At 58.7% G+C, this 26,375-nt stretch carries 22 protein-coding genes and 2 pseudogenes; 11 read left to right on the forward strand and 13 right to left on the reverse strand.

The annotated features are described in order from the left end of the window. Positions 1–156 precede the first annotated feature (156 nt). A complete protein-coding gene (locus tag ACIPR4_RS21030; RefSeq protein ID WP_013570695.1) occupies positions 157–717 on the forward strand; it encodes a TetR/AcrR family transcriptional regulator in 561 nt (186 codons plus the stop codon). 89 nt (positions 718–806) lie between these two features. On the opposite strand, the gene ACIPR4_RS21035 is transcribed toward ACIPR4_RS21030, so the two are convergent. Both ACIPR4_RS21035 and ACIPR4_RS21040 read right to left on the reverse strand, forming a co-directional pair. Then, on the reverse strand, positions 807–1,952 hold the full coding sequence (locus tag ACIPR4_RS21035) for a right-handed parallel beta-helix repeat-containing protein (protein ID WP_245536403.1): 1,146 nt from the start codon (positions 1,950–1,952) through the stop codon (positions 807–809). Between the two features lie 854 nt (positions 1,953–2,806). Next, positions 2,807–3,933 (reverse strand): annotated as a pseudogene (locus ACIPR4_RS21040) (IS110 family RNA-guided transposase). A gap of 281 nt (positions 3,934–4,214) precedes the next feature. On the opposite strand from ACIPR4_RS21040, the gene ACIPR4_RS21045 reads away from it, so the two are divergent. Beyond that, entirely contained in the window at positions 4,215–6,242 is a 2,028-nt protein-coding gene (locus tag ACIPR4_RS21045) for a phospholipid carrier-dependent glycosyltransferase (protein WP_013570697.1), read from the forward strand. 677 nt (positions 6,243–6,919) lie between these two features. On the opposite strand, the gene dnaN is transcribed toward ACIPR4_RS21045, so the two are convergent. Further along, positions 6,920–8,113 (reverse strand): DNA polymerase III subunit beta, encoded by a 1,194-nt coding sequence (gene dnaN, locus ACIPR4_RS21050; protein WP_013570698.1) that lies wholly within the window; start codon positions 8,111–8,113, stop codon positions 6,920–6,922. 854 nt (positions 8,114–8,967) lie between these two features. Between dnaN and ACIPR4_RS23385 the strand changes: the two genes are divergently transcribed. Together ACIPR4_RS23385 and ACIPR4_RS21060 are read left to right on the forward strand one after the other, a co-directional pair. Next, positions 8,968–9,096, forward strand: coding sequence for a hypothetical protein (locus ACIPR4_RS23385; protein ID WP_281046973.1), 129 nt, complete (start codon positions 8,968–8,970; stop codon positions 9,094–9,096). Positions 9,097–9,281: 185 nt separating this feature from the next. Then, the gene (locus ACIPR4_RS21060; protein WP_013570700.1) at positions 9,282–9,764 is read left to right on the forward strand and encodes a cupin domain-containing protein; all 483 of its coding nucleotides are present in this window, start codon (positions 9,282–9,284) and stop codon (positions 9,762–9,764) included. Between the two features lie 135 nt (positions 9,765–9,899). Here ACIPR4_RS21060 and ACIPR4_RS22635 read toward each other — a convergent pair whose 3' ends face one another. The 3 genes from ACIPR4_RS22635 to ACIPR4_RS21070 all read right to left on the reverse strand — a co-directional run bounded on the left by ACIPR4_RS22635 (position 9,900) and on the right by ACIPR4_RS21070 (position 12,446). Next, positions 9,900–10,124 (reverse strand): hypothetical protein, encoded by a 225-nt coding sequence (locus ACIPR4_RS22635; protein WP_013570701.1) that lies wholly within the window; start codon positions 10,122–10,124, stop codon positions 9,900–9,902. Between the two features lie 197 nt (positions 10,125–10,321). After that, on the reverse strand, positions 10,322–12,103 hold the full coding sequence (locus ACIPR4_RS21065) for a M20/M25/M40 family metallo-hydrolase (RefSeq protein WP_013570702.1): 1,782 nt from the start codon (positions 12,101–12,103) through the stop codon (positions 10,322–10,324). 46 nt (positions 12,104–12,149) lie between these two features. Continuing rightward, the gene (locus ACIPR4_RS21070) at positions 12,150–12,446 is read right to left on the reverse strand and encodes a DUF485 domain-containing protein (RefSeq protein WP_013570703.1); all 297 of its coding nucleotides are present in this window, start codon (positions 12,444–12,446) and stop codon (positions 12,150–12,152) included. Between the two features lie 44 nt (positions 12,447–12,490). On the opposite strand from ACIPR4_RS21070, the gene ACIPR4_RS21075 reads away from it, so the two are divergent. Continuing rightward, positions 12,491–13,282 carry a hypothetical protein gene (locus ACIPR4_RS21075; protein WP_245536404.1) on the forward strand — a complete coding sequence of 264 codons (792 nt, stop codon included), beginning with the start codon at positions 12,491–12,493 and terminating at the stop codon, positions 13,280–13,282. Between the two features lie 7 nt (positions 13,283–13,289). On the opposite strand, the gene ACIPR4_RS21080 is transcribed toward ACIPR4_RS21075, so the two are convergent. Then, positions 13,290–13,706 carry an XRE family transcriptional regulator gene (locus ACIPR4_RS21080; protein WP_013570705.1) on the reverse strand — a complete coding sequence of 139 codons (417 nt, stop codon included), beginning with the start codon at positions 13,704–13,706 and terminating at the stop codon, positions 13,290–13,292. Continuing rightward, a complete protein-coding gene (locus ACIPR4_RS21085; RefSeq protein ID WP_041587061.1) occupies positions 13,703–14,065 on the reverse strand; it encodes a type II toxin-antitoxin system RelE/ParE family toxin in 363 nt (120 codons plus the stop codon). The genes ACIPR4_RS21080 and ACIPR4_RS21085 overlap by 4 nt, the downstream gene beginning before the upstream one ends. A gap of 98 nt (positions 14,066–14,163) precedes the next feature. On the opposite strand from ACIPR4_RS21085, the gene ACIPR4_RS21090 reads away from it, so the two are divergent. Next, positions 14,164–14,706 carry a cupin domain-containing protein gene (locus tag ACIPR4_RS21090; protein ID WP_013570707.1) on the forward strand — a complete coding sequence of 181 codons (543 nt, stop codon included), beginning with the start codon at positions 14,164–14,166 and terminating at the stop codon, positions 14,704–14,706. Here ACIPR4_RS21090 and ACIPR4_RS21095 read toward each other — a convergent pair. Then, positions 14,703–15,959, reverse strand: a complete 1,257-nt coding sequence (locus tag ACIPR4_RS21095; protein WP_013570708.1) for an MFS transporter — start codon at positions 15,957–15,959, stop codon at positions 14,703–14,705. The genes ACIPR4_RS21090 and ACIPR4_RS21095 overlap by 4 nt on opposite strands. 62 nt (positions 15,960–16,021) lie before the next feature. On the opposite strand from ACIPR4_RS21095, the gene ruvA reads away from it, so the two are divergent. From ruvA to ACIPR4_RS21110, 3 genes are read left to right on the forward strand one after another with little or no spacing between them, the layout of a single operon-like run. Beyond that, positions 16,022–16,618 carry a Holliday junction branch migration protein RuvA gene (gene ruvA / locus ACIPR4_RS21100; RefSeq protein WP_013570709.1) on the forward strand — a complete coding sequence of 199 codons (597 nt, stop codon included), beginning with the start codon at positions 16,022–16,024 and terminating at the stop codon, positions 16,616–16,618. 38 nt (positions 16,619–16,656) lie between these two features. After that, positions 16,657–17,682 (forward strand): lysozyme inhibitor LprI family protein, encoded by a 1,026-nt coding sequence (locus tag ACIPR4_RS21105; RefSeq protein WP_013570710.1) that lies wholly within the window; start codon positions 16,657–16,659, stop codon positions 17,680–17,682. 22 nt (positions 17,683–17,704) lie between these two features. After that, the gene (locus ACIPR4_RS21110; RefSeq protein ID WP_013570711.1) at positions 17,705–19,258 is read left to right on the forward strand and encodes a trehalase family glycosidase; all 1,554 of its coding nucleotides are present in this window, start codon (positions 17,705–17,707) and stop codon (positions 19,256–19,258) included. A gap of 163 nt (positions 19,259–19,421) precedes the next feature. On the opposite strand, the gene ACIPR4_RS21115 is transcribed toward ACIPR4_RS21110, so the two are convergent. Further along, the gene (locus tag ACIPR4_RS21115) at positions 19,422–21,179 is read right to left on the reverse strand and encodes an alpha-glucosidase (RefSeq protein WP_013570712.1); all 1,758 of its coding nucleotides are present in this window, start codon (positions 21,177–21,179) and stop codon (positions 19,422–19,424) included. A gap of 186 nt (positions 21,180–21,365) precedes the next feature. Between ACIPR4_RS21115 and xylB the strand changes: the two genes are divergently transcribed. Continuing rightward, positions 21,366–22,829, forward strand: coding sequence for a xylulokinase (xylB, locus tag ACIPR4_RS21120; RefSeq protein ID WP_013570713.1), 1,464 nt, complete (start codon positions 21,366–21,368; stop codon positions 22,827–22,829). A gap of 3 nt (positions 22,830–22,832) precedes the next feature. Here xylB and ACIPR4_RS23600 read toward each other — a convergent pair. Beyond that, positions 22,833–23,656 (reverse strand): annotated as a pseudogene (locus ACIPR4_RS23600) (glutaminyl-peptide cyclotransferase). 58 nt (positions 23,657–23,714) lie between these two features. On the opposite strand from ACIPR4_RS23600, the gene ACIPR4_RS21130 reads away from it, so the two are divergent. Beyond that, positions 23,715–24,323, forward strand: coding sequence for a cysteine hydrolase family protein (locus tag ACIPR4_RS21130; RefSeq protein ID WP_144312511.1), 609 nt, complete (start codon positions 23,715–23,717; stop codon positions 24,321–24,323). A 162-nt stretch (positions 24,324–24,485) separates the two neighbouring features. On the opposite strand, the gene ACIPR4_RS21135 is transcribed toward ACIPR4_RS21130, so the two are convergent. Together ACIPR4_RS21135 and ACIPR4_RS21140 are read right to left on the reverse strand one after the other, a co-directional pair. Continuing rightward, positions 24,486–25,898 carry an L-fucose/L-arabinose isomerase family protein gene (locus ACIPR4_RS21135; protein WP_013570715.1) on the reverse strand — a complete coding sequence of 471 codons (1,413 nt, stop codon included), beginning with the start codon at positions 25,896–25,898 and terminating at the stop codon, positions 24,486–24,488. Positions 25,899–26,096: 198 nt separating this feature from the next. Then, a complete protein-coding gene (locus ACIPR4_RS21140) occupies positions 26,097–26,369 on the reverse strand; it encodes a hypothetical protein (protein WP_013570716.1) in 273 nt (90 codons plus the stop codon). Positions 26,370–26,375 lie beyond the last annotated feature (6 nt).

Raw genomic sequence — 26,375 nt, forward strand, 5'->3', positions numbered from 1 at the left:
CAATGCAGGACGCATAACCAGGTCCGCTATGGCAGAATGCAGAATTCGAAGACTTCTCAGAAACCGAATAAATTCTTTTTGCGACTTTACCAATCGTTCGGTATCTATTATGCAGAGTCACTCAGACCTGACCGCTGTGGCGGTGCAAGGAGAGCTATGGCAAACCGTATTATCAGTGACGAAGATTTTCTTGCAGCAGCGCTCGAGCTATTTCGAACATACGGTTTCGACGGTGTGAGCCTCAAGCAGCTTGCCGATGCGACCGGGTTGGAAAAAGCCAGTTTGTACTACCGCTATCCCGGCGGGAAGGATGAGATCGTCATTGCGGCTGCGCGGGAGGTCGCCAAGTGGTTTCAGGAGAACCTGATCGAGCCGTTGAAAGGCGGAGGTTCGACGCGGAAGCGAATCCTGGCCACGGCGGAGCGCCTTAGAGAGTTCTACTTCGGCGGGTCGAAGGCCTGCGTCACAGATGTGTTGTCTCTTCCGGGCGGACCGGACAAACTGCGAACGGCACTCAAAGGCGTCATGGAAGCGTTGATCCAATCGTTTACGGAGGTCGCCAGGGAAAGCGGTCTGTCCCCGTCGCTGGCCCGCTCGCGAGCTGAAGAGGCGCTTGTCCGCATCGAAGGCTCGCTCGTGGTGGCTCGTGTCCTGCGGGACACCTCGCCCTTTGAACGAAGCCTCAAGGCGCTTCCGGAGCTTTTAACAAAAAGCTGACCGACCTAAAAATGGAGTTGCGGTTTACAGGCAGCCCCGTTCACCAACTTCAAAGGCGTTGTTCACTACAACCATTTCGAGCAAAGATCTCAATTGCAGGTGCAGGTACCAGAAGAGCTCTGCGCAGAAGCGCAGGATCCGAGGACGATCGGCGGCCCTGGAGCGAGGATACAGGCGACGTGTCCACCCTTGCCTGCGCCGCGTACCGGCTCGATATCACCCGCAACGGCAATAGGTGGCTTATTTGTGCTGTCGTAACTTATCTCAACCTTCGATTGATTGGCTTTGGTGATGGTATATGGCCACTCCGTCGTGTAATGCCCATCAGGCAAAAGCCCCCTGTAACTCGTCACCTTGTCGCCTATATAAACTCCGCCGGTACCCGCAACAATAAATCCACTGGCATTCAAGGACGAAGCATTTACGTTTCCCTTCGCATAGCCGTTGGAATCAGAGAAACACCCTATAAATTCGTTATTGATTCCGCTGTCAACAAATCCATTGGTGTAGTTATCTTCAGTCTGGATCGCCATGATGATGTTGCGGAGACCCGACACGTACACCCCCGCTTCCGTACTGACAGTCGCACCATTCCAAATCACTTCGCCGGACATAAATCGGTTGTTCGCGCCGGCAAGATGTATCCCCGCCGTACCGTTGCGCTCAATCTGAAAGTTTGTAAAACTGCTATTCGTTCCAGAAGAAAAAATCCCATAAACCCCGTTATTGAAGACGTAAAAGTTATCAAAAAAGAGCATGTAATTAAATGAGTTGATGTGGATTCCATCTGCTGAGCAGTTTGAAAACATCACTTCTTCGATATGGCCCCATTTTTGGGCGTTCACCGGCGCGGTCCGTTTATTGGAGGTATTCCACTCGGCCGGTCCGGTCAAAGTGGTCGCGGTAGAAAAGCAATTACCCGTCCCACCCTGGCGAGAGTTTCCATCCAGTGTGATCCCGTAGATGCTGAAGTTGAACGCAGAGGCGGGAACCGTTAGAACATCCGAAGCAGTGTGTGGCTTGAGTCGAAGGACCGAGGTTCCCCAACCATCTCCTTTAATATTTACAAACGCCTGGATCGAAAGCCCTGTTGTAAGGTAAATGCCCGCCGGGAAATACAGGATGCAGCCATCCTTCGGCCTTGTTCTGCCTGCGCAGGCTGTCATCGCTGCATTGGTTGCCGAAGTATCATCGGTTCTGCCATCTCCTGTAGCTCCATAGTTCACAACGTTCACAACAGGTGACTCAGGCCTGGCCCCATTAGCCGATGTACCAGGCCCCTCACTCGGAACCGTCCCCTGGCCTTGTCCTTGGCCTTGAGAAAAAATAGAGAAACAACAAAGCGAAGAGGCACACAGAAAATTGAAGAAGCGCTTCACGAATCCTCCCATGGCGGCTTGAAGAGCCAGGACAACGTGAGCATAGCGAACATCACCTCAGCAAATGTCAATACGACGTCATTCGATTTTCTTGCTCCCATCCGTTAAGACCAAGTCCTGCGTTCTTCTTTCCGGCCATAAAAAATAGCCCATAAGAACTCAAATTATGGTCGATTGAATACCATAATCTGGCCACCGGATCTCCTTTGCTTTGAATGTCGCTCTTCGGTACCGCTCCCAACTCTTGGGACCATAAGTTGGCCGAGACATTTCTAACGGACCATAACCTGGCACATTCGTAACCGAACGGCGCTAATGGAGTTTGGGACAGGTGTACACCCTTCGTTCAATGAGTGACTCGGCCTGATATGGAGTGACCGTGTCAACACCGCCAAATCTGTGGGTTTGTTTTTGTCGTTGTCGTTGCTTTCGTCCTTTCCCGAAGACAGAGCGAGCAGCAGTCGGGGCAGTTTTGAGCGACGATTGATCAGTCTGATATTCGCGGGTCGAAACCGCATAATCATGATCCGTCGGGAGCTGCCTCTGACTGTTATCGCGAGTCCGGTTGAGCCTGTCGCATAGGCCGAGCGAGGGTTCTCCTTCGTGCTTGCCCTGGCTGCTGCTGGCTCTGTGTTCGAGATGGATGTCAGCGTTCATTGAAAGTGTTCTTGTCTTTTTCCTTCTTAGGAGGTTTTTCTTTTGCGTTATTGTCAGGCTGCAACTTGCTGCCTGGAGACAGTCTCTGCTCTGGTTCCAATAGCCCAGATAAAGCCCAGCAGCTCTCGAGCTACAGCTGTGACGATCTTCCTCTGATCCTTGCCGGCCGCGCCCAGCTTCATATATCGCTTATGCAACCGGTGTTGCGCCTTCCACGCAATCTCCTTGGTCTCTTGTGAAATGGTCTCCTGTCGTCTGCGCAGACCGTACCAGATACCTGGTGGACGACGATAGCTCCATGCGGCTTCGACAACGATGCGTCGGAGGTGCGCGTTGCCGGTCTTCGTGATGCCTCCGCGTCTGGTTCGCTTGCCGCTGGAATCCTCGCTCGGTACAACGCCGCAGTAACCCATCAGCTGGCGAGCGCTCTCAAAGCGAGATACCTGGCCCAACTCGCTCGCAATGGTGACCGCCGAGATATCTGCAATACCGCGCAGTGCCTGTAGATCGTTGATGACTTGTTGCAGCGCCGGAGATGCCAGCTTCACCGCTTCCATGATGCTTGCTCCAGTCGTGCGACCCGCTCCCGCATGTGCTCGACCTCGTGCAGATAATCCTGGCGCGTAGACTCTTGCGCGATCTGGGTGAAACGCAGCTGCGCGACCCAGATTAGATAGGGTCGTGTCCACGGCCTGACTCCGGTCGGTGGACGCTGACCGGAGCGCAGAAGGAACTTGCTCAAGCGATGCCGCGCTCGGGTCTGATCCTGCTTGGCTGCCTCGCGGGCTCGCACCAAATCGCGTAACGCTTCCGACCCCTCATCCGGAACCCACACCGCCGTCAGATCCCCGGACCGATAGCACCGTGCCAGCTTCTCAGCATCCCGCCGGTCCGTCTTCACTCGATCGCCAGCCTTGACTGGTACCAGCGTAGGTGCCACAACCTCGCACTCGACGCCCAGTTCCGCGAGCTGCCAGTACACGACGTAGCCCGTCGGCCCGGCTTCATAACAGGCTCTCAACTTGGCGGCCGGACCAAGCTTCTTGATCAACCTGCGGATAGACTCAGCACGGTTGGGAATCGTTCCCAGGCTCCGAACCTCACCTTCCGGCTCCGCGACCGCCACGGCGATCGTCTCAGCATGGACATCCAAACCTAGAAATCGTACCTTCTCCTTCATGACCGGCTTCCTTCCGCTTGTGGCTCTGAACTGCGCGCCCTTCGACGCTCACAGCTTAACCCACGGTCGGCGCATCGGCGCCGGTCACTCCATACTGACTGTTAGCACCGCTTGAGATCGAGAAGGACGTACACGCCGACTTCCTGTCACTCTTCCAATGGGAGTGTTCCAGTGACGTGATTGACGATGCGGAGGTCCGAAGATATGGTGGCAAGGTTGTGAGAGAAAGATCATCCTCTCCGTTGCCTGCCGACACATTGCGGGTTTCCTGTGGAGTTTTTATGACGATAGAGAACCCTGAAGAGTTGAGCGAATCGACGCGGACAACGAAAGCTGGGCTCGCAGCAGCCATCGTCCTTGTTCTGATTTTCTTCGCGCAGTGTGTCTCTACGGCCAGAAGAGATTCGGTGAGTTGGGACGAATCCCAGCACCTCTACTCGGGATGGCTATCGTGGAAACAAGCGGACTTCGGCTTCAATCCGGAGGTTCCGCCCCTGGTCAAAATGTGGTGCGCGATACCGCTTCTCCATCGCAACATGACTCAGCCTCCTTACATCGGAGGCTCGTTCAAAAAAGAAGGCTTTGTCCTTGGCCAACGTTTTTTGGCCGCCAATGGCATTGACCCAACCTTGATCCCGGCTCGTCTCATGGCCGCTCTGCTCAGCGCGCTGTTGGCGATCACCATCTTTCTGGCTGCCCTGGAAATGTACGGCCAGACGGCAGCGCTGTTGGCGCTGGCCCTGTTCTGCTTCGATCCCAACTTCCTGGCGCACGGAGCATTCGTTACCACGGATGTTGGGGCATCGTTCACTCTGCTTCTATCCACCTACCTGTTCTACCGCGTTTTGAAAGCCCCCTCGGCTCTTCGAGTCATATGGCTGGGCATCGCCGTAGGCATGACCCTGACCGCCAAGTTTACGGGCATCTTCGTCCTCCCGATGATTGTCGTTGTCTCGCTCCTTGACCTCTGGAATCGAAGGGCCGCCCACGTCAGGAAGCACAGAGAAGCGAGCGGCCCACAACTGACCATGGTGGTTGCGTCCATTTCAGCGATGGGCCTGTTTTTCATCTGGGCGATCTATCGCTTCCGCTTCGCGGCACGACCTGCGAACCTTGCCCTGGATCCTGTGACGAACCAGTATCTGCAGGAGCTCTCCTCACCCCTCAGTCGTTCCATGTTGCTTTGGGTCGCGAACCATCACCTGCTGCCGGAGGCATACCTTTACGGCCTCGCGGACACCAAGATCTCAGCGGCGTCGCTGCCGAGTTATCTCTTCGGACACCTGACTCATCAGGCATCACGCTGGTACTACCCGGCCGCGTTGACCATCAAGTCCACACTCCCGTTCCTCCTTCTGCTGCTTGTTACCATCGTGGCGCTGGCCAGCAGACGCTGGCAGATCCGGCGGGAAGCCATCGTTCTGATGGTTCCACCCGCTGTACTCTTCGTTCTTGCGAGTACCTCTGATATCGGAATTGGCTTCCGCCATCTCCTCCCGATCTTCCCGATGCTGTACATCCTGATTGCCGGATGTGCGACACACCTCGTGCATCGGAATCGCAACCTGGCCTATGTCCTGGGCGCTCTGCTGCTCTGGCAGATTGGAACGTCGGAGCTCTCACGCCCCGGCCTGGTTGCCTACGCGAACGAGGCTTGGGGCGGGCCCGCAATGACCCATCTCTATCTCACCGATTCAAATACGGATTGGGGCCAGCAGTTACGCTATGTGAAGACCTACCTCGATCAGCATCCGAACGAGCCCTGTTACTTCGCCTACTTCGAACAGGGTCCGGTCGACTTCCGCGACTACGGCGTTCGCTGCCAGGTCCTGCCCACCGGTTCTGGCACCTGGACGGGAATGACTTCGATGCACTTCGGTTCGAATCCCTCTGTCTCTGGCCTCGTCCTGGTGAGCGACGGCGTCTTGGCAGGTGCGGACATTCCCGGCAAGACGAACCCTTACGCAACGTTCCAAACCCTGCGGCCGGATGCCGTGATCGACCGCGCCGTTTACGTGTACAAAGGACAATTCAAACTTGGCCCTGCGGCCGCTCTCGAACATGTAGAGGGATCAGGAATATTTCTGACACAAGGACGAACCCAGGAGGCACTCGTTGACGCAGAATTAGCCACCCGCCTGGACCCTGAGAGCGCGACGGCCTGGGAAGCCAAAGGCGACGCACTCGCCGCCATGGGGCGCCGCGCCGAGGCTCACATCGCTTACCAGATTGCGCTTGAAGCTCCAGAACTTGACCCGGTGTTCGAGCAGGAATTAGTGAGAGCCCTGCGAAGGAAAGCCGGTGCCTAGACCGTGATGCATCGACTCCGATCACCTCGTTGCTTCCTGCTGTCACAGGTAGCCATCACAGCTGGAAGAACGCTAAAGTAGAGCCGGCTTTGCTCCGGTCATTTGCTAACGAACTGAAGAGCAAGCCTTCGAAAGGAACTGCTCTCGTCTGTCGATAAATCGCCAATGCGTTGGCCCTACCTTTCGATACTTCATGAAGCACTTCCAACTCACGTGCTGAGATCGAGTCTTCCGTGGCGCGATCGCCTCAATTCCACTAATGTCTGGCATGTCCATGAGCGTGACGTCCGGACGGTGGGTTCGTGGAAATAGTGAAGCTTGATAGCAAAGTCAGCGGATAAAGCTTGGTCATGAACGGTCCCTGCATAATCCCCAGCAACTGATAAGGGTGAGCTGGGTTGCGTGCTTCGGTGTACCGGATTGACCGTGGAAGTCGCAAAGCGTGCAGCCCTTGCTGCGGTGCTGTAAGCCGTTGATCCTTGAATCGGGTGTCCGTCACGGCAGAGGTCAGAATCGCTCAATCCTATCGAGGATCAGGGAGCTAGAACCTAATTAGGCGAGCAGACTCCTACACATATGGCAGAACAGAAAATTCCGGCATAATGTGACCACTTGGCCACATTATGCCCGGAATAACAGCTTTAAAACCACCAAGACCTTCTTCTAGCTACGAAGGATCAGATGCGCATCGGCATGAGGATGTAGCGGTACTTCTGGTCTTCGTTGGAGTCTTCCGGGCGCATCTGACCGGCGGACTGGGCGTCCTTGAACTCCAGGCGGACTTCGCCGGTATTGCCGATTGCCTTGAGGAAGTCTATGAGGTATTGAGAATTGAAGCCGACGACGAGGGGGTCGTAGTTGTAGGGCGTCTCGATGATGTCTTCCGATTCGCCGGAGTCGGTGGAGGAGCTGGAGATGCGGAGCTCGTTCTGTTCCAGGCGGATCTTCACCGCGCCGGAGCGCTCGTCGGCGAACTGGGCGACGCGCTGCAGGGCTCCCATCAGGTCTTCCGAACGGACGATAACGAACTTGTTGTTGTCGCGCGGCAGGACAGCTTCGTAGTTCGGGAACTGGCCCGTTAGCTTGCGGCTGGTCAGGACGCGTCCGCCGATACGGAAGAAGAGCGTGGTGTCATCGTCCGCAAACTCGACGTAGTCTTCTTCCTCGGTGGCGGCGTTGGAGTTCGCCAGAAGCGAGGAGAGTTCGCCGAGCGCTTTGCGCGGGATGAGCGTCTTCTTCTCGCCGGAGACGCCGGCGAGGTTTTCGCCCAGGCGCTCGATGTGCGCCAGGCGATGCCCGTCGGTTGCCACCATGGCCATACTCTCCGCCTTGAGGACGAGAAGGGCACCGTTGAGGGTGTAGCGCGACTCTTCGCTGGAGATGGAGAAGATCGTTTTCGCGATCATGCTGCGCAGGGCGGGAACGGCTATTTTGATCGAACCCGTCGTGGGGAACTCGGCCACCTGGGGGAAGTTGGCGCGGGCCATGCCCACCATCTTGGTGTTCGAGCGACCGGCGCGAATCTGAACCCAGTGGTTGTCCATGAGCTTGATGGAGATTTCGCCGTCCGGAAGTAACTTGATGTAGTCGTAGAGCTTGCGGGCGGGGATCGTGCACGCGCCGGGCTTCTTCACCTTGGCCGCGCAGGAGGTCCGCAGCGACTGATCCAGGTCCGTGGCCGTGATGGTCAGACGGTCTTCGTCGGCCTCGAAGAGGAAGTTCGACAGGATCGGGATCGTGGTCTTGCGCTCGACGACAGACTGCGCCGCGGTGAGTTCGCGCAGAAGCTCCGAACGGGAGACGGTGATCTCCAGATTGCCGGTAGGTGCAGCGGAGGTGCCAGAGGAGAGCGGAGAGGCAGCGGTCGACACGGTTTGAATCCTCCAGGTGCTTTTACGGGCGGTTGGCAACAAGCGTATCACTGCCTTCACGAGCAGCGATATGGGTTTGATTCTAGCGGGTGTTGCGATGTTTTTCAGGATGTGGATTGCTGGGCTTTCTTTAGGAAAACGGGGTGTTTGTTTTTGTTCGTGCCAGCGACGAAGGCTTCTAAAAAACAACAGATAAATAAGAGACTTTTCTAGTAGCAGTAGTCGTTGCTGTTGGAAAAGTGGAAGAACGTCTTATGTGACAGAGAGCACGTGGGTTGAGTGCGTGTCCTGAAATAGAAAACAGGCCCTGCGAAAACCGGAAGATGCGGAAGGTTGGAGGGAACCTGCCGCCAGCGTCACGGGATGTGCGCATTCTGCACAACCGAAGAGCATCCACAGGTGAAAGAAACGGGTGGGATTAACGGAAAAGGCGGTCCGGGCCAAGTGGGCCGCGACCGTTCGCATGCCGTAATTTCAACAGTCCTCGTAGGAAGTCGAGGAAAGCTGGACTTATCCACGGTTTCCACGGAAATCGGAGGGGTGTGGAGGACGAGGGACGGAATCTCCTCTCCTGGGGCATTGGATTGCAGGGTGAAGCGGTTATTTCTTTTTGGTCATGCCTCGAAAGCGGGACATGAAAAAACGCAGGTGGAATAGTATGTTCTGCTTGGGATATCTACTATCCTTTTTGTGCAAGACTTTGCAAGGATGTATCTATGCGTGTGATCTGCAAGAAATCAATGATCGGAAGTGATGTTCGTTGTCCGATCTGTGGACAAGGGTTCGTAGTTTTTTGGCAGGGTCGTGTTCAGGCGCGCCAATTGGAGAAGAAGCTGGTGCTCCAGAGTCTCCGGATGCAACACGAAAACGGGTCGAATGGGGCCGAGGTTCATCCTGCGGCCGCCTTCGATGTCCCAATCTGGGATGGAGCGGCGCTCGGCGATGCGGTTAGTCAGCAGAACTCTGCTGCCGTCGGCCGTTGAAGCTGCCCGGCTTATCGAAGCGCTTTGACGATGCGATAAGTCTTTTAGTTCGAAGGATATAGCAATTCCAACCCCGCAGGATCTTTTACGCTTTTCTCAGAAAAGCTGCTCCTGGTCGAGGGGCTCATCCGGCCCGACGTGGTCCACGGATTGTCGTTCGTGGAGAGCGCAGGTTAGGATGCGGCATGCAAAATCGACGTGATCTTTTGGCTGCTCTGCCCGCGCTTGCGCTGTTCGGGCCCGCTTTGGCTGCTGCACAGGAACCTGCCTCCGACACGAAGACCGGACCGGTGGGTACGACCGATGGCACCGCCCGGCTGGCGCACAACACCATCTTTCGATACAGCGATATGAAGGTCAGCAGGTCCGCGAACGGGGAGAGCCGCGCGATCCTAAGCGGAACGCTGCCGACGGGCGAAGGCCTGGAGATGCACGAGACCATGCTCCTGCCGGGACATGCGCCCCATCCTCCCCATCAACACATGCACTCGGAGATGCTGCTGGTCCGGAGCGGGACTCTCTCTTGGCTGGTGAACGGGAAGCAGGAGACTGCCGGGCCGGGGGACATCCTCTTTGCGGCTTCGCAGGAGCTGCATGGCGTGAACAATATCGGGACTGCGAATGCCGAGTATTTCGTGGTGGCGATTGGGCCGAATCTGAAGAAGTGAATTAGTGCCATTTCGGGAGAATCGGGAAGATCTAAGTCTCTGTTGAGGCATATGAATCTGGTGCCCTGTACCTTGCTCTTCACGATGTGCAGGGAGGGTGCTTGTTCACTTCAGATTTGGGAAAAATCGGGATGCTTAAATGGGCTTGGAACGCGCCTCGCGAATCGGCGGTTTGGTCTCAAGCCCTGGACTTCTACGAGACAGGTAGAGGGTGGACCGGGACAGAAGCCGAAACGCGCGATTGCAGACTGCTCCTACGACTCGGGCCTGCTTCATAAATAACGGACCAAGCGAAGGCGTTGGCGTATTCGTTCTGGACTGCAACGCTTTGACCATCTCCGGCCCTATATAGGGAAGCATGGTAGACCTCCACCGTCTCTTGAAGAGTCCTTCGCGATGCCGAATCTTCTGCGCATCTGCCGGACTTAACAAGTCGCGCGTGGAGTTATTCCCGGTTTACTGCTGTACAAGCGGTTGGCTTGAATAAGTCTTAAGAGTCAAAGGCCCCATTTCCCGCAGTGGGATGTGGGGCCTTTGACCTTTGGCGATGCCACTCGTTACTGCGCGGTGGGAGTGCCGGGCTTGCCTGCTGGTTCTACGGCGTTGGGGAAGATGTCCTTGAGCGGGGCGTTGCGTTCGCGGTTCAGTTCGGGGTGCGGGAAGGGTTTGCGGGGCATCATCTCTTCGCGTTCCGAGGTGTTGTAGAGGAAGATCGCCTCGATGACCGCGGCCTGCATCAGGTCAGCAGGGTGGAGGCGTTCGACGGTGTCCATATTGGAGTGGTGGGTACGTGTCTCGTAGTCCATGGGGTCCTGGATGAATTGGAAGCCCGGCAGGCCGACGGCGTCGAAGGAGAGATGGTCCGTGCCGCCGGTATCGCGCGGGGTGAGAGTGGTTGCGGAGAGGTCGGCCAGGGGAGCGAGCCATTGTTTGAAGATCGGGCCAATGGCGTAGTTGCCCTGGAGATAGACGCCACGGACGCGACCTGTGCCATTATCCAGGTTGTAGTAGGCGTCGAGCGTCTCCCACTCCTTGGTGGTCTTCAGCGGGCCGGTGGGCTGGCGAGGCAGACCCGTGCCGGGATCGCTAGCGGGGCTTTTCTCCTCGAACTCACCGAAGTGCTGTTTTACGTAGCCTTTGGAGCCGTACAGGCCTTGCTCTTCTCCGCTCCAGAGCGCGATGCGGATGGTGCGGCGGGGGTGAAGGTCGAGCGCCTTGAGGATGCGGACAGCCTCCATGGCGACGACCGAGCCAGCGCCGTTGTCGGTCGCTCCGGTGCCGGAGATCCAGCTGTCGAGATGGCCGCCGACCATGACGACCTGCTCTTTCAGTTTGGGGTCGGAGCCGGGGATCTCGGCCACGGTGTTGAAGCCGTGTTCGTGGTCGCCGGTGGTGGTGGATTCGAGGTTGACCTCGAGTTTGACGGGGACGTTGGCCGCGAGGAGACGGACGAGGCGACCGTAGCCTTCGATGGTGAGGACGGCGTTGGGGACGGTGACGCGGTTGGCCGGGTTCTGCGCGCCGCGGACGAGGTCAGCGTTGTTGTCGTCGAAGATGATGCCGGCACCGCCGCCTTTGTTGCCGTCGCGCGAGGGGGTAAGGATGACGGCGACGCCTTCGTCGGTCATCATCTTGAGCGCTTTCGCGCGGAGGGCTGCGGTGCGCAGGCGTTCGGCGGGGGTGGGTGCGCCGGGGCGAGGTACGCGCGGCGTGGCCTGTTCGGAGCCTTCCATCTCTTTGAGTTCTTCGTCGGTGTAGCGGGAGAAGAGCGGCGCGGTGATGTCGGGAACGGGACGCATGATGCCGAAGAGGACGATCTTGCCGCTCAGCTTGCCCTTGTACTTCGTGATGGCTGCGTCCAGGTCGGCGTCTGTCGCGATGGCGAGGTGGACTACGTCGCCGGTAATGGGGCCTTTGGTGGCGGGAGACCAGGGAGCGGCCTGCAGCCAGAGGGGTTCGGTGTCCGGCGTGATGATGCGGGCCCAGGAGTTGATCTGCTGCCAGCCGATGCCAAACTCACCCCAGTCTTCGAGATGGGCGTTCTGCAGGCCGATTTTGGTGAGGGTGTCGCGGGTCCACTCGTTGGCCTTCTTCATGTTGGGCGAACCGGTGAGGCGCGGTCCAATGCCATCCATGAGGGCCGAGGCGAACTCCATGACGTGTGAGTGGGCGAAGCCTTCCTCGCGGATGCGCTGGTACATGGTGAGATCGAGGTGTTCGGTGGCGGGCTGTTCGGCGTAGTACGGAGGGACTTTAGGTTTATCTGCGGCGGAGAGTTGCAGGGTACAACAGGCGAGTGCGGCGAAAGCTGCACAACGGCGCGCGAAGTCTAAGTACATGAAGCCTCCAAAGGGGAATGGAGACAAGATACAGTGCGAACCGCGCCTATCGGCGGGTAATTCTGCGAATATAAATTCCGCCGAGATACACCGTACTGAAAAGGAACATGAGGATGCCGATCGGGAGGCCGACGCGCATGTAGGCCATGCTGAAGTCCGCGGTGTGGTGGCCGATGCTGGTGTACGCGAGCAGGGCAACGATTCCGACGAAGGTGGCGATGAAGAACGAGCTCAGCGTCGAGGCGAAGATAAAGAGCGCCGTCTGGAAGATGCCGAAATCGCCTACGGGAGCGCCGAAGAGGCGGGGGCCTTTGTAGTCGTTTGCGGTGGTGTAGTTATTCATCGAAATGTCCCCTGCGGATAGAATAACTCTTGATGGTGGATGCAGTGACAGAACGGGGCTTACAGGAGATCTCGGCGGCGGAGGCTGCGGCGCAGTCGCGGCCCGAGACGGCGACCAATGGCGTGCATTATGCGACGTTTGGCGATCTGAGTGGCATTTTAGGTAAGGGTCGCGATGTTTCGGTGGACGCGGAGCTGAAACGGCTTGTGAATGCGGTCCCGCTGGCGATGTCTGCCGCTCTGGATAAGACGGTCTTTTATTTTGTTCCTTTGGCGATGACGCTGTCCGGTGAGGCAGAGAGCGTGGAACAGAAAAAATCGTCGCCGACGTTTGTAGCGACGGCCTATTCGGCAAAGCTGGCCGATCGCGCCATCTGCCACAAGAACGTCAAGCTCGAAGGGCACGACGGTGTATTCCTCTCCAGCCGCCTGCACGGCGACGCATTTGCGCTGGCGTTTGAACTGTTTATCAATGTTGCGCATGGAGTAGTGGACGTAACTGGCGTTCCAGAGGGTTTTGCCACGCTGGCGTGGGGGCAGACTGAGGTGGGCGCGCGCGGCGAGACGAGCTATGACGCCTTTGAGAGCCGGGAGAAGGCACGCAAGGGCGGCCTGGTGGACGAGAAGGCCAAGTCGGAGTTTCTTGAGGCCGCGTTTGTGGATGCGATGGCGATTTATATGCTCTCGCTGTACCTCGATTTTGAATACGCGGACCTGAAGGAGCGGGAGTATCCGCTGCTGGCACCGCGTGAGCTGGGAGACCGCTTGCGCGCGGTGAATGCGCTGTTCCCGCCGAATTTTGGGTATGAGTTTTTGATCAAGTACAAGCGGCGGTAGGTTGGAGTTACGCGCTTCGACGAACCTTTGAGGCAGGTAGAGATCCCAGAGGCTTAGGAGATGAACCGACCGTAGTTTTGTTTTTTGCCGGGCCGCGCACAGGGTTTTTTCTGGCAGGCAGCTTATCCCGAACTTCAAAGATCAACCGTTTTCCTAAAATATTGGCCGCACGCGTCAACGTCTCCAGCGACACTGCGGTGTTCGCGGGATCGAGCAAGCGATCCAGCTGAGATCGGCTTGTCTTTAACTCCCTGGCCATACTTTGCTTAGTCTTCTTCTGCTTCTCCATCTCCTGCTTGAACTGCCAGGCGAGGACGCGCTTGATGGCCGCTCCCTCCACCTCGTTGCGCATGCCCTCTTCTTCAAGAAAATCGTCAAAGGAGGAACCGGTGTGCAAGGCTTCGGATTGCTTGTCTTTGTTCATCGCTTTGCCCTCGTTTCCGCTTCATGGAGCCGCTTATTCCTTCGGGCGAGGTCCAGATCCTCATCCGGTGTCTTTTGAGTCTTCTTGATGAATCCGTGAAGCAGAATCATGCGACTCTGGACGTCGATGTAAAAGAGTACCCGTGCAATCTTTCCGCCTGTTAGATTTGTTCGCACTTCGTAGAGTCCGTCTTTCAGAGGACGGCAGGTTGGCATTCCAATCGGCCAGCCAAACTCTACCGTCTTGATATCGATGCCGATCCGCCTGCGATCTTCTACGGGCTCCAATCCCCTAAGCCACTCCCGAACTGGTTCGCCTCCGGCAGCGGTACGAAAAAACATCGCCGGAATTCGCTTCATGGAGGAGGGAGTGTTCGCCTTCACCGAGTTAGTGTACCTTATGTGGTACATAGGCGTCCACATTCACCGGACGTTTTTGCAAACGCATATTATTTTTCATGAGCGATTTCGATCCGAAGTTGGTTTCAGCAGAGGTTCTTCCCATCCCCGCAGACGATCTTTCGCGGGATCTGGTCGTCGCGAATGCGGATGGCAATCTACCGCACTTGGGGCTGGTGGGCGATACCTACACAGTCCTGCTGAGCGGGAAAGATACGGCGGGAAAATACTGCCTGATCGATATGCATGTGCCGCCGGGTGGCGGGCCACCTCCGCATCGGCACGATTTTGAAGAGACGTTTATTGTGCAGGCGGGGGAGATTGAGGCTACGTTTCGTGGAAAGACCTCCACTGTTCGAGCGGGCGAGACGCTGCATATTCCGGCGAATGCTCCGCATCAGTTTCGCAACGCTTCCAAGGAGAATGTGCGGCTGCTTTGCATCTGCGCGCCAGCGGGACAGGAAGGGTTTTTTGAGGAGGTTGGCGTGCGCGTGAGTGGACGAACGGTCGCTCCTCCTCCGCTTAGCCCCGAGGAGCAGAAGGCCTTCGGGGAGAAAGCGATGGCGCTTGCGCCGAAGTATCGGACGGAGTTTCTGCGCTAGGGCAGAGTTGCGCTTAACTTGGTCCGGGTAAGGGTGGCGTAGCAGAGCGCACCGGCCAGGGTGATGGCGGCGCAGACGGTGAGCGCCAGCGTGAAGGAGTGTGTCCGGTCGAGCAGCCATCCGGTGAGGAGCGGAGCGGCGGAGGCGATCATGAAGCTGCCGAAGTTCTGCAGGGCAGAGACGCCTCCGACCAGCATGGCGGGGCTGGCGGCCTGTGCCAGACCCCAGCCTGAGGTTCCGGCAAACTGCATGAAGAAGAGCGCGCTGGCGATGGCCGCGACCGCGACCGTGGTGGATGCGGCGTGGGCCACGAGCAGCGTGCTCCCTGCGGAGAGGCAGAGGCCAATCACCGCGAAGGTACGGTGGATGCGCATCAGGTCGTCCTCCCTGCTGGCGAGCCTGTCGGCGAGGAAGCCGCTGCACAGCACTCCGCCGGAGGCCATGAGGAAGGGCAGGGCTGCCGTCCAGCCGCTGCGTTGCAGGGAGAGATGGCGCGCGGTCTGGAGATATCCGGGAAGCCAGGCGATGTAGAGCCAGTTGGTGTAGTTGACGCCACCGAAGCCGAGCATCATGCCCCACATCGAACGCTGGCGCAGGAGCAGACCCCAGGGAAGCACGGTGGGTGGTGGGCCCTCGTCGATGCGGAAGGGCGTGGCGGAGCGTTCGCGGTGCAGCGCGACCCAAAGGATGGCGACGGCGAGGCCCGCCGCACCAAGCAGGATGAACATGTGCCGCCAGCCGACGTGCAGCATGAGGATGGTGAGCAGCGGTGGAGCGAGTGCCAGGCCAAGCGTGGAGGAGATGTTGAGCGCGGAGGTGGCGCGGCCTCGGCTGCGATGGGTGAACCACTCGCGAATGCTGCGCATACCTGCGGGGTAGAACGGTGCTTCGCCGATGCCGAGCAGGATACGGAGGAGCAGAAACATCTGCAGGCTGCGCACGAAGCCGGTGAGTACCTGCGCGGCGGACCAGACGGCGAGGGCCGTCCCCATCATCCAACGCGAGCCGACGCGGTCCAGCAGGCCGACGAGCGGAAGCTGCGTGAGGCCGTAGGCGAGCGAAAAGATGGAGAGCAGAAGACCCATCTGCGTGGCGCTGAAGTGCATCTCCGCGCGGATGGTGGTATTGGCGACGGAGAGCGAGGAGCGGTCGAGGAAGTTGACCAGGCCAGCGGTGAACAGGAGCGACAGAGTGGCGGTCTGATGCCCCAGAAGACTTCGGTTGGAGGCGCGAGATGTCCGGCTTTGCTGCACAGAGGAACCTTATCAGCCGCGCGCGAATGTAGTTGCACGGAGCGACTAGAATCGCAGACAGAATGATTGCTCATCTACGTGGACGTTTGCTTGCGAAGTCGCCGAACCAGGCGATTGTGGAGTGTGGGGGTGTGGGATACGACGTCGCGATCAGCGTGACGACGTTTTCCGCGCTGAAGAGTGAGGGCGCGGAGGTGGAGCTCTTCATCAATACGCAGGTGCGCGAGGATGCCATCGCCCTCTTTGGATTTGCGGAGATGGAGGAGAAGCGGCTGTTTGAAAAGCTGATTACCGTCTCCGGCATCGGGCCGAAGCTGGGCATTACGGTGTTGAGCGGGATTGCGGCGCCTCTGTTGGTGGCGGCGATCAAGGGGTCCGACCATGCGACGCTGCAAAAAATTCCTGGGATTGGGAAGAAAACCGCTGAACGAGTTGTTGTTGAGTTGAAGGACAAACTGGAGGACATGATCAGTGCGCCTTCGGCGGACCCGGGCTTCCACGCTGGACCGGCGGGAGACGATGTGCTTTCGGCACTGGCAAATCTTGGGTATCAGAAGGCGGCGGCGCAGCGCGCGATCCAGACGGCGATCGAACAGGAGCCTGCGTTGCGGACGGAGTTTGAAAAGTTATTTCGTGCGGCCATGGGGGCTATGCGGTAAGCAGCGGGTCTTGGATTGGTGCAGTGGTAGGAGGTTGTATGCGTTGGTTGGGTGTTGCTTTGTTGTGTGGAGTCTCTCTGGGGGCGCAGGTGACTACGCCTGAAGAGAAGAACTGGGAGGCGGTGTGCAAGAAGGTGACGAGTGCGCCGCTTGCCGCTCCCGAGTTGAAGGGACCGCTCCGTGCGGAGCAGTTGCCGCAGTGTGATGCGGAGGGTCTGTACTACGGCTTCAAGGGAGCTGCAGATAACGCTGCGGCGTTGCAGTGTGGGTGGTGGCAGCGGGCGCATCCTCAGCCGACGCGTGGAGACATGTTCTATGGGGCGGGTGTGTTGACGATGCTCTATGCGAATGGGCGTGGTGTGGCAAAGAACTATGATCTGGCGCTGCGGTTCGCCTGTGAGCAGACATGGGCTGCTCCGGCGGAGATGGAGTATCGCATTGGGCATCTCGAAGCATTGCGCGATGGGAAAATGCCTGCAACAAAGCCCTTCGACCTGTGCGACGACGGGACGAGTGGTCTGAGCATGGGCGCTTGCGAGGCCGTGACGCAGGGGCTTGCGGATAAGAAAAGGATGGGCTCGGCGGACGCTGTTGCGAAGCGGCTTCCGGAATCTGCGAAAGACGCGTTCGCGAAATTACAGACAGCGGAGACTGCCTTTGAGATCGCGCGAGCCAGAGGCGAAGTCGATCTGACCGGCACGGGGCGGGCCGCGTTTTCTCTCGAAGAAGAAGGCAGGTTGAAGGACCAGTTCCAGATCAATCTGCAGCGGTTTGCGAAGGGCGATGTACCAGCGGCTACGGCGCCGGACGTGACGAAGCTGGATGCGGAGATGAATGACGTTTATCGGGGTCTACAAAACTCGCAAAAATATAAGAACGCGAGTGGTGGCGCGGTGACTGCGTTGGGCATTCAAAAGGCGCAGCGGGCGTGGCTGCTGCTGCGGGACGCGTGGATTGCCTTTGCGGCGAAGGCGTATCCGGGACTGGCACGGGAGAGGGTCGAGGCGCAGCTGATACGGCTGCGTCTGCATCAGTTGCGGTCGCTTGCGAGTTCTAAAAATTGAGCTCTAAGAATTGAGGCATCGCGTGCGAAGTTTTGTTCTGGTGTTGTTGTTGGCGTTGTGTGGCCGTGCGGGTGCGGAGGAGATTCGCCAGTACATTCATACGAGTTGGGATTCGCTTTCGCGGTCTACGAATGAGTGTGCGAGTGTGCGCGATGTGAAGGTGACGACGGCGCCGATTCTGTATCTGCCTGCGGGCATGGCGGAGCCTGCGGATGTGGCGAAGACGCGTTCTGCGTGTGGCGTGGAGGTGTTGCATCTGCCGCGCGTGATGCGGAAGATTGGCGATGTGAGGTCGGAGGAGTTGAAGCGGCCGGGGCTGCTGTATCTGCCGAATCGTTACGTGGTGCCGGGTGGGCGCTTCAACGAGATGTACGGGTGGGACAGTTACTTCATCGTGCTGGGGCTGGTGGCCGATGGGCGCGTCGCCCTGGCGCGTGGGATGGTGGAGAACTTCTTCTTCGAGATTGAGCACTATGGTGCACTGTTGAATGCGAATCGCACGTACTACCTGACGCGTTCGCAGCCTCCTCTACTGGCGGAGATGGTGGCGGAGGTCTACGAGGCCTGGGCGAAGTCGGACCCTGCCGCGGCGAAGGCTTGGCTGGCGAAGGCTGTGCCGGTGCTGGAGAGCGACCACGCATTGTGGACGAGCGAGGCGCATCGCGCGGGGGCGACGGGGCTGGCACGGTACTTCGATCTGGGTGAAGGTCCTGTGCTGGAGATGGCGGATGACAGCACGTACTATCCGGACGCGATCAAGTGGATGCTGGAACACAAGGACTCCACGTATCTCGTGGACGCGAACGCGAGCGATGCGGCGAGTTGCACTCGCGCGCTGACTTCGGTGTGCGTGCATGCGACGTTTGGCGGGAAGCGATTGAGCCGGGACTTCTATCGCGGTGATCGTGCGATGCGCGAGTCGGGCTTCGATACGAGCTTTCGCTTCGGTGCGTTTTCAGGATCGACGCATCACTTTGCGCCGGTCTGTTTGAACAGCCTTTTGTATAAGTACGAGATGCGTCTGGCGGAGTTTTCTGCCCTGGTAGGAATACCTGCGAAGGGTTGGACTGCGCGTGCGGAGGCACGGCAGGATGCGATGAATCGGTATCTCTGGGACGCGGCTGCGGGACGTTTTGCCGACTATGACTTTGTCGCGAAGAAGCGAAGCGGGTATGTGTATTCAACGGATTTCTATCCGCTCTGGGCGGGGCTTTCTACGGTTGCGCAGTCTGCAAAGATCGAACAGGAGTTGCCGAAGCTGGAGATGGAGCATGGCCTGGCGATGAGCGCGGAGAAGACGGGCATGCAGTGGGACGCGCCCTATGGCTGGGCTCCTGAACAGTGGTTTGCAGTGGAGGGGTTGGAGCGGACCGGGTTCCACGCGGATGCTGCGCGGCTGGCGGAGAAGTTCTGTCGCACAGTGGAGGCCAACTTCACGCGCGATGGAACGATTCGTGAGAAGTTCGACGCGGTGACCGGGACTACTGACATCCTGCTGACAGCCGGCTATAAGAGCAATGCGGTTGGTTTTGGGTGGACGAATGGGGTGTATGTGCGGTTGATTGGGCTGAAGTAGGCGAAGAAACCATGGGGCACCCGGTTTTTAACTTCGTCATCCCGTAGCGAAGCGGAGGGATCTGCTTTTCTTCCCTGACGAATCAGGTTTGTGCGCTCCGCGCGACCCCACCCTTTCGCGATGAAGCTGCGAAAGGATGGGGCACGGTTCGTTCTTATTCCAGCTATTTCGGAACCTGCACTTCGCCGATCCAGGTGGCGTAAGGCGGCAGGGTGAAGTGTGCGGTGGTGACAGCGTTCAGTTCTGTGTCCGTGGCTTGCAGGGTGCGGAGGACGTAGCCCTCCGGGCCGGTGGGTGGGATCTTGGCTGCGGCGAGGTCCAGCGAGATGGTCTGTGGCTTGTCTGTCATGTTGAGCGAGATCACGATGGCGTGATGGCCGGGCAGGTAGCGCACGTAGGAGAGCACGCTCTGGTTCGATTCATCGAGCATCATCATGCCGCCATCGCGCACGCTGTCGCGGGTGCGGCGCATCTTGATGAGCTTCTTGTGCCAGTTGAGCAGCGAGTTTGGATCGGCGAGCTCGGCCTGCACGTTGAGCGTCGTGTAGTTCGGCGCAACGGGAAGCCATGTCTTTGCCGTGGTGGAGAAGCCGGCTTGCGGTGAGCTGTCCCACTGCATGGGCGTGCGTTCACCGTCGCGGCCCTTTTCCGCGGGCCAGCCGGTGATGCCAATGGGGTCTTTCACGTCTTCCTTGCGCGTGGGTGTGGCGGTGGTCATGCCAAGCTCTTCGCCGTAGTACATCAACGCCGTATCGCGCGCGGTCAAAAGCATGGTGGCGAGCAGCTTGGCGATGTGGTCTTTCGCGACTGGGTCTTGGATGCCGACGGTGTAGCGGTCCGTGCTGCGTTCGTTATCGTGGTTGTCGAAGACGAGGAGCGGCTGCGAGCCGTGGACGCCGGTTTCAACGTCCGTGAGCTGTTTGCGGAAGCGCGCGGCGTCGAGTGTGCTGGAAGAGAAGCCGATGATCGTGTCCATCGGAAGCTGCAGCTCGTCCTTCTTTTCGCCGCCGTACCACTTGTCGACTTCGGCGATGTTGGGAAGATAGGTTTCGCCGATGAGGACGCGGTCGCCGGGATACTTCGCCACCATGGCGCGCATGCGGCGCATGACGTCATGCACTTCGGGCAGGTTGTTGGTGTACACGTCGTCCAGGTTGACGTCGCCCTGCTTGTTGACGCCGGGTTTTACGGGCTCGTCGCGAAGCTGTGTGTCTTCAAAGAGCGTGGGAACGGCATCGAGACGATAGCCCGCAACACCGCGATCCATCCAGAACTGCATGCCCTCGAACATGGCCCTTTCTACGGCAGGATTGCGCCAGTTGAGGTCGGGCTGCTGCTTGTAAAAATCGTGATAGTAGAACTCTTTCGTTTTGGGGGACATCTCCCAGGCGGAGCCGCCGAAGACGCTCTCCCAGTTGTTGGGAGGGACGGTTTTGCCATCGACTTTCTTGCCGGGATTCCAGACGTACCAGTCGCGCTTTGGATTGCTTTTGGACGAGGAGGATTCGAGGAACCACTTGTGCCGGTCGGAGGTGTGGTTGACGACCCAATCGAGAATGACGCGGATGTGGTGCTTGTTGGCCTCGGCGACGAGGCGGTCGAAGTCGGCGAGGGTGCCGTACTGAGGGTCTACGTTTTCGTAGTCGGAGATGTCGTAGCCGAAGTCGACCTGCGGCGAGGGGTACATGGGCGAGATCCAGATGGCGTCGACGCCGAGGGCTTCGAGGTAGTCGAGACGGCGTGTGATGCCCACGAGGTCGCCGATGCCGTCGCCGTTGGAGTCCTGGAAGCTGCGCGGGTAGATCTCGTAGATGACGGCGTGCTTCCACCAGGTGTTGTCGATGGGCGGAATGGTCATCGACGACTGTGCGGAGAGGGGTGCGGCGAGTACAAGCGAGAGTAGTGCAGCGGCTAGGCGCATAGTTTGAGGCTCCGATATGGGTTCGGGGCAAGGTTAGCATTTTGCCGGGATTTGAGGCAGGAAGGTCCGGACATAGATGCGGGTGCGGGCGACGTTGGGATTCTTCGCTGCGCTCAAGATGACGGTCTTTGCTCAGGGCTGTTTCGTTGGGAGGGGAGATAGACTTTCTTTGCGAGGTGGTGTGCGATGCGGGAGTTGTTTCTTGGGGTGGACTGCGGGACGCAGGGGACGAAGGCGCTGTTGATCGATGCGGATGGCACGGCTTGGGGGCATGGGCACGCGGCGCATGCGTTGATCGAACGCGAAAGCGGAGCGCGGGAGCAAGAACCGCATTGGTGGGTGGAGGCTGCGACGGCTGCGATCCAGCAGGCAGTCGCCGCGGCGAAGTCCAAGGGTGAGTGCGTGGTGCGTGGCCTGGGTGTGAGCGGGCAGCAGCATGGGCTCGTCGTGTTGGATGAGGCTCAGACGGTAATCCGTCCGGCGAAGCTTTGGAACGATACGGAGACGGCGGCGCAGAACGAGGAGGTTGTGCAACGGATGGGTGGTGCGGCGGCATGCGTGGAGAAGTTCGGAATTTCTCCATTGACGGGATACACGGTTTCCAAGCTGCTCTGGTTGAAAGAGAAGGAGCCTGCGAATTTTGCGCGGGTGCGGCACGTGATGCTGCCGCACGAGTATCTGAACTGGTGGCTGACGGGGCGGATGTGCGCGGAGTTCGGCGATGCTTCGGGGACGGGCTACTTCGATGTGCGGAAGCGCTTGTGGGCGAAGGATGTTCTGGACGCGATCGATCCGGCGCTCTTTGGATGTCTGCCGGAGTTGATCGGCGCGGATGAGGCCGTGGGGACGTTGAAGCCGGAGGTCGCGGCGCTGCTGGGTCTCGATGCCGCGTGTGTTGTCTCTCCTGGTGGCGGAGACAACATGATGGGCGCGATCGGCACGGGCAATGTGCGCGAGGGCGTGGTGACGATGAGCCTGGGGACTTCGTCCACGTTGTACTCATATCGCGAGGCGCCGATGGAGACGGTGCCGGAGGGCGTGGCTCCGTTCTGCTCTTCGACGGGTGGATGGCTGCCTCTGGTCTGCACGATGAACGCGACGAACGTGGTGAACTCGATGCTGAGCGCGCTGGGTCTGGGTGTGGAGGCGGTAGATCGTCTGCTGGCAGAGAGTGCACCGGGGGCGGACGGGATCACGGTGCTGCCGTTTTTGAATGGCGAGCGGACGCCGGACCTCCCGCTGGCGAAGGGATGTGTCTTTGGGCTTTCGGCGACAAATTTGTCCGCGGCGAACCTGCTGCGCGCCACGATTGAGGGTGTTACGTTTGGTGTGCTGGGAGCTTCGACGTGGGTGACGGCTTCGCGGATCCTGTTGATCGGCGGCGGAGCGAAGAGCACGCAGTGGCGGCAGATGGTGGCGGATGCCTCCGGTGCGCGCGTGGAGGTGCCTGCGGTGGAGGAGGCTGGTTGCCTCGGCGCGGCAATGCAGGCGCTGGCTGTTTCATCAGGCAAGTCGATTGCGTCGGTGGCCGATGTCTGTGTGCGTTTGGATGAGGCGAAGACGGCTGTGCCAGTTGCGGAGAAGTTTGCTCAGTATGCAGCGGCGATGGCGCGGTACAAGGAGCGATTGAAGGCGGAGTTTGGGGTTTAGCTCCTACTTCGAAATCTTGATTTCAAAAACCGTAGGCCACTGTTTGCCGGTGACGAAGAGGCGGTCGTGCTGGGCGTCGTAGGCGATGCCGTTGAGGACGGATTCTTCGTCGATCTTCTGGCTGGCGGGCAGAAGGCCGGTGAGGTCGATCCAGCCGAGGACGTGGCCGTCCTGCGGCGAGATGCGGGCGATCCGGTCAGAGTGCCAGACGTTCGCGTAGATCTCACCCTTGATGTATTCGAGCTCGTTGAGTTGATCGATGGTGCGGGCGCCGTCTTTCACCACGATGTGGCGGGTCTCTTTGAAAGTGGCAGGGTCGCGGAAGCGGAGCGTTGCGGTGCCGTCGCTGGTGACGATCTCTTTGGCGGAGTGCGTCATGCCCCAGCCTTCGCCGGTGTACTTGAACTGTTTGACCAGGCGCAGGGTGAAGCGGTCATAGACGAAGCAGACGTGCGACTGCCAGGTCCATTCGTAGATCTGCGAACCCCAATCGACGATGCCTTCGCCGAAGTCCTGTGGTGCGAGATTGATGCGCTGGAGGGTGTTGCCTGTTTTGGGGTCGGAGCGATGAGGGCCGAGCGGCCTTCCATTCCTGTGCCTTCGTAGAAGAGGCCGTTGAGGTAGAGGAAGCCTTCGGTGTAGTTGGAGGTGGCGTGCGGGTACTTTGCTACGACAGTGTAGTGGGAGATTGGAGCGGCGATGGCCTGGGTGGCGAGGAGCGCTAGAGCGAGGAGGAAGATGCGCATGTCGTCTTTGACTCTTCTTTTCGCTTTTGTCGATCTGGAGCGTAGTGATCTGCTTTGTAGAAACGATGTGACTGGGATCATCGGAATAAACCCGACCGAAGTGTGTTTTACAGATTGATTTCATTCGCCACGAAACTACGTGAAAGCGGCCGAAGCAGGTGTTGTTCAACAGAATTCGTTTTTTCTACTTTATCGGAAGGTAGCCATGCCAAATTTTCCAGGGAGTTTATTAGACAATGTTCAAACGGCGATTAAAAGGCCAGATGTTGTTGGCGTCGTGGTCGTGGACGAGCAAGGTGATCCGCCTGCGGCATACCCTCAAAGACCTCATCAGCAGCAGGTCCTTCTCTTCGCAGCGAGATTCGGGCTTCCTGTTTGGCTCATAGAACTAAACCCAAATCCAGCCAATCCCAATATCGCTACCCGGACTCAGTTGCGTGCGTTTCTGCCTCAAAATGTTCCCGTCATCACAAAAAGGGGTCTAAATGCCTTTCACAACACAAATTTGCTAGCTCAACTTCAGCATGCGCACGTTGACACCATAGTGTTGATGGGATTCGCTTCGAATCAGTGCGTCAAGTTAACAGCTGTGGGTGGTCATGAGGGATCACCCACAAATCCAGGGCCCTTCAATGACGGGGCTACCGGTCTCATGCTCACCGTGATGACTTGTCAAAATATTCTTCGCGGTGGTTCCGTTGGTGACTGGATTGCGACGCCTGGAGTCGAATTTTACGAAAGGGTCTAGTGAGCGGGTTATTCGGGTGGGATGCGCTTTGCACATGAACCCATGTCCCAAAAGCGGGACATGGGGCACCCGGTCGTAGATGTCCTGAGGGATCTGGTTTGTGCGCTCTGCGCGACCCCACCCTTCGCGATAAGGCCGCGAAGAATGGGGCACGGGGTGGTGCTACTGGTGGTGGTGCATGGGCCAGCCGAGGTATTTTTCGGCGGCTTCTTTGACCGGGGCGGCTACGTTGGCGAAGTTGGCCGCGACGTGGTGTTCGAAGCCGTTTTCGCAGATATAGCGGAGGAGCTTCTGCATGTTGGGGATCTCGACGACGCCTGCGCCGCCGAAGGTGTTCAGCGAGTCGTCCGTGAAGGCGCCTTCGCCGACGTAGCCGCGGATGGTTCCGGTGAAGTCGTCGGTCGAGAAGCGGGCGAAGCTCATGGCTCCAGCTTTCACCTTGCCGTCCAGGGTGCCATAGGTGTTTTCCTTACCGACCGTGCCCGCGACGATCTGCTGGAAGTCCATCTTCACGCCTTCGTTGAAGAAGTGCTTGGGCAGGTTGGAGCAGTGGAAGCAGACCGCCTTGTCCGGGTTGTTGCCGTAGTTGTTGTTCCAGTCCAGAAGGGCGGAGGGGGTTTCGCTCGCAAGCGTGAGGGCGTACATCGAAAGCGTTCCCATGGTGTCCACTTCGCAGGCGGAGGGCAGAAGCTTTTCGCTCATCATGCTCATGATGGTGCAGGGCACGATGCCGAAGAACTCTTCCATCGAGGTCCAGCACTGGACGGAGGAGATGGTGAGGTCGTTGGACTTCATCCAGCCGTCGATGACGACGCCGAGCTTGGACATCTTGAGCAGCGCGGCTTCGGGCGTGTTGTTGGTGGGGAGGTAACTCTTGATGGCGTTGAGCTTCTGCTGCACGAAGTCGTCGGTGTCCGGGAGTTTGGCGATGCGGCCGAAGATCTCGGAGAGATCGAGCGTGTCCACCGTGATGCCGGATTGTTCGAGGAGTTTTTCCGAGTAGCGGACGGTGTTGAAGGCCGCCGGGCGAGCGCCGATGGCGCCCAGGCGCAGGTTGCGGAAGCCGCGGACGACGCGACAGGTGGCGGCGAACTCCTGCAGGTCTTTCGCGAACTCGGCGGAGTCGGGGGCTTCCGTGTGCAGCGTGGTGAGGGAGAACTTTTCGCCGTACTGGCGGAGGTTGTTGGCGATGGACATCTTGCCGCAGAAGCTGTCGCGGCGGAAGGCGATGGACATCTTGCCGGTGTCGTCGGGCGTGGCCTGGATGAGAATCGGGACTTTGAGGTTGGAGAGGCGGATGGCGTCGGCGAGGCCGCGCTCCTCGCCGAAGTTCGGAAGGGTGATGATGATGCCATCGATGTCCTTGGCGTTCTTCTGGAAGAGGGCGGTGCAGCGCTTGGCCTCTTCATAGGTTTCGACCGCGCCGAAGGAGGTCTCTTCGGGGGTGACGCAGATGGCCTTGTGGCCCGCGCGCTCGATAGCGGCGATCATCTCGGTGCGTCCGGTGGCGGCGAGATGGGAGGGGAAGAAGCCGCGGTTTCCGACGAGGAGGCCGAAGGTCATTTGCTGAGGCATGATCTATTCCTTTTGCTGTTGTTTGGGTCGGTGTGGATGAAGTCTGGCTGAAAGCTGCTCGTTCATCCGGTGGTGGAGGTGGGTTGCGGAGGGTAAAAGCAGATCTCTCCACTTCGGTCGAGATGACGGGAATGTTGTGGGATGACAAAAAAGTGGCTGCGGGATGACAAAGTCTCTCTGAGACGGCAAACAGGATGGTTAGACTTTGCCGGGGCGGAAGCGGATCGCGTAGAAGGCGCCGAAGATCGTCATGCCGATGCCCCACCACAGGGTGACGTGGAGCTCCGGAAGGACGACGTTGGGTGGATGCGAGAGTTGGTAGATACCCACCGGGATGAGGACGAGGCCGTAGACGAGGCAGAGCGCGCCGACGAAGAACCAGATGCTGAGCTGCATCTTCCGGGGAGCGTCGGGTGGCGCTGCGGCGGAGGTCGCGGTGTGGCTGTGGAGGTGTTCTGTTGGTCCGGACATGGCTAC

The organism is Terriglobus saanensis SP1PR4 (assembly GCF_000179915.2).
Lineage (GTDB): Bacteria > Acidobacteriota > Terriglobia > Terriglobales > Acidobacteriaceae > Terriglobus > Terriglobus saanensis.

Coding starts and splice junctions, on each gene's coding strand:
- ACIPR4_RS21105 (WP_013570710.1), top strand. CDS start 16,657: ATGCGTTGGTTGGGTGTTGCTTTGTTGTGTGGAGTCTCTCTGGGGGCG.
- ruvA (WP_013570709.1), top strand. CDS start 16,022: ATGATTGCTCATCTACGTGGACGTTTGCTTGCGAAGTCGCCGAACCAG.
- ACIPR4_RS21060 (WP_013570700.1), top strand. CDS start 9,282: ATGCAAAATCGACGTGATCTTTTGGCTGCTCTGCCCGCGCTTGCGCTG.
- xylB (WP_013570713.1), top strand. CDS start 21,366: ATGCGGGAGTTGTTTCTTGGGGTGGACTGCGGGACGCAGGGGACGAAG.
- ACIPR4_RS21030 (WP_013570695.1), top strand. CDS start 157: ATGGCAAACCGTATTATCAGTGACGAAGATTTTCTTGCAGCAGCGCTC.
- ACIPR4_RS21140 (WP_013570716.1), bottom strand. CDS start 26,369: ATGTCCGGACCAACAGAACACCTCCACAGCCACACCGCGACCTCCGCC.
- ACIPR4_RS21080 (WP_013570705.1), bottom strand. CDS start 13,706: ATGAACAAAGACAAGCAATCCGAAGCCTTGCACACCGGTTCCTCCTTT.
- ACIPR4_RS21090 (WP_013570707.1), top strand. CDS start 14,164: ATGAGCGATTTCGATCCGAAGTTGGTTTCAGCAGAGGTTCTTCCCATC.
- ACIPR4_RS21135 (WP_013570715.1), bottom strand. CDS start 25,898: ATGCCTCAGCAAATGACCTTCGGCCTCCTCGTCGGAAACCGCGGCTTC.
- ACIPR4_RS21065 (WP_013570702.1), bottom strand. CDS start 12,103: ATGTACTTAGACTTCGCGCGCCGTTGTGCAGCTTTCGCCGCACTCGCC.
- ACIPR4_RS22635 (WP_013570701.1), bottom strand. CDS start 10,124: ATGCTTCCCTATATAGGGCCGGAGATGGTCAAAGCGTTGCAGTCCAGA.
- ACIPR4_RS23385 (WP_281046973.1), top strand. CDS start 8,968: ATGCAACACGAAAACGGGTCGAATGGGGCCGAGGTTCATCCTGCGGCC.
- ACIPR4_RS21045 (WP_013570697.1), top strand. CDS start 4,215: ATGACGATAGAGAACCCTGAAGAGTTGAGCGAATCGACGCGGACAACG.
- ACIPR4_RS21070 (WP_013570703.1), bottom strand. CDS start 12,446: ATGAATAACTACACCACCGCAAACGACTACAAAGGCCCCCGCCTCTTC.
- ACIPR4_RS21085 (WP_041587061.1), bottom strand. CDS start 14,065: ATGAAGCGAATTCCGGCGATGTTTTTTCGTACCGCTGCCGGAGGCGAA.
- ACIPR4_RS21115 (WP_013570712.1), bottom strand. CDS start 21,179: ATGCGCCTAGCCGCTGCACTACTCTCGCTTGTACTCGCCGCACCCCTC.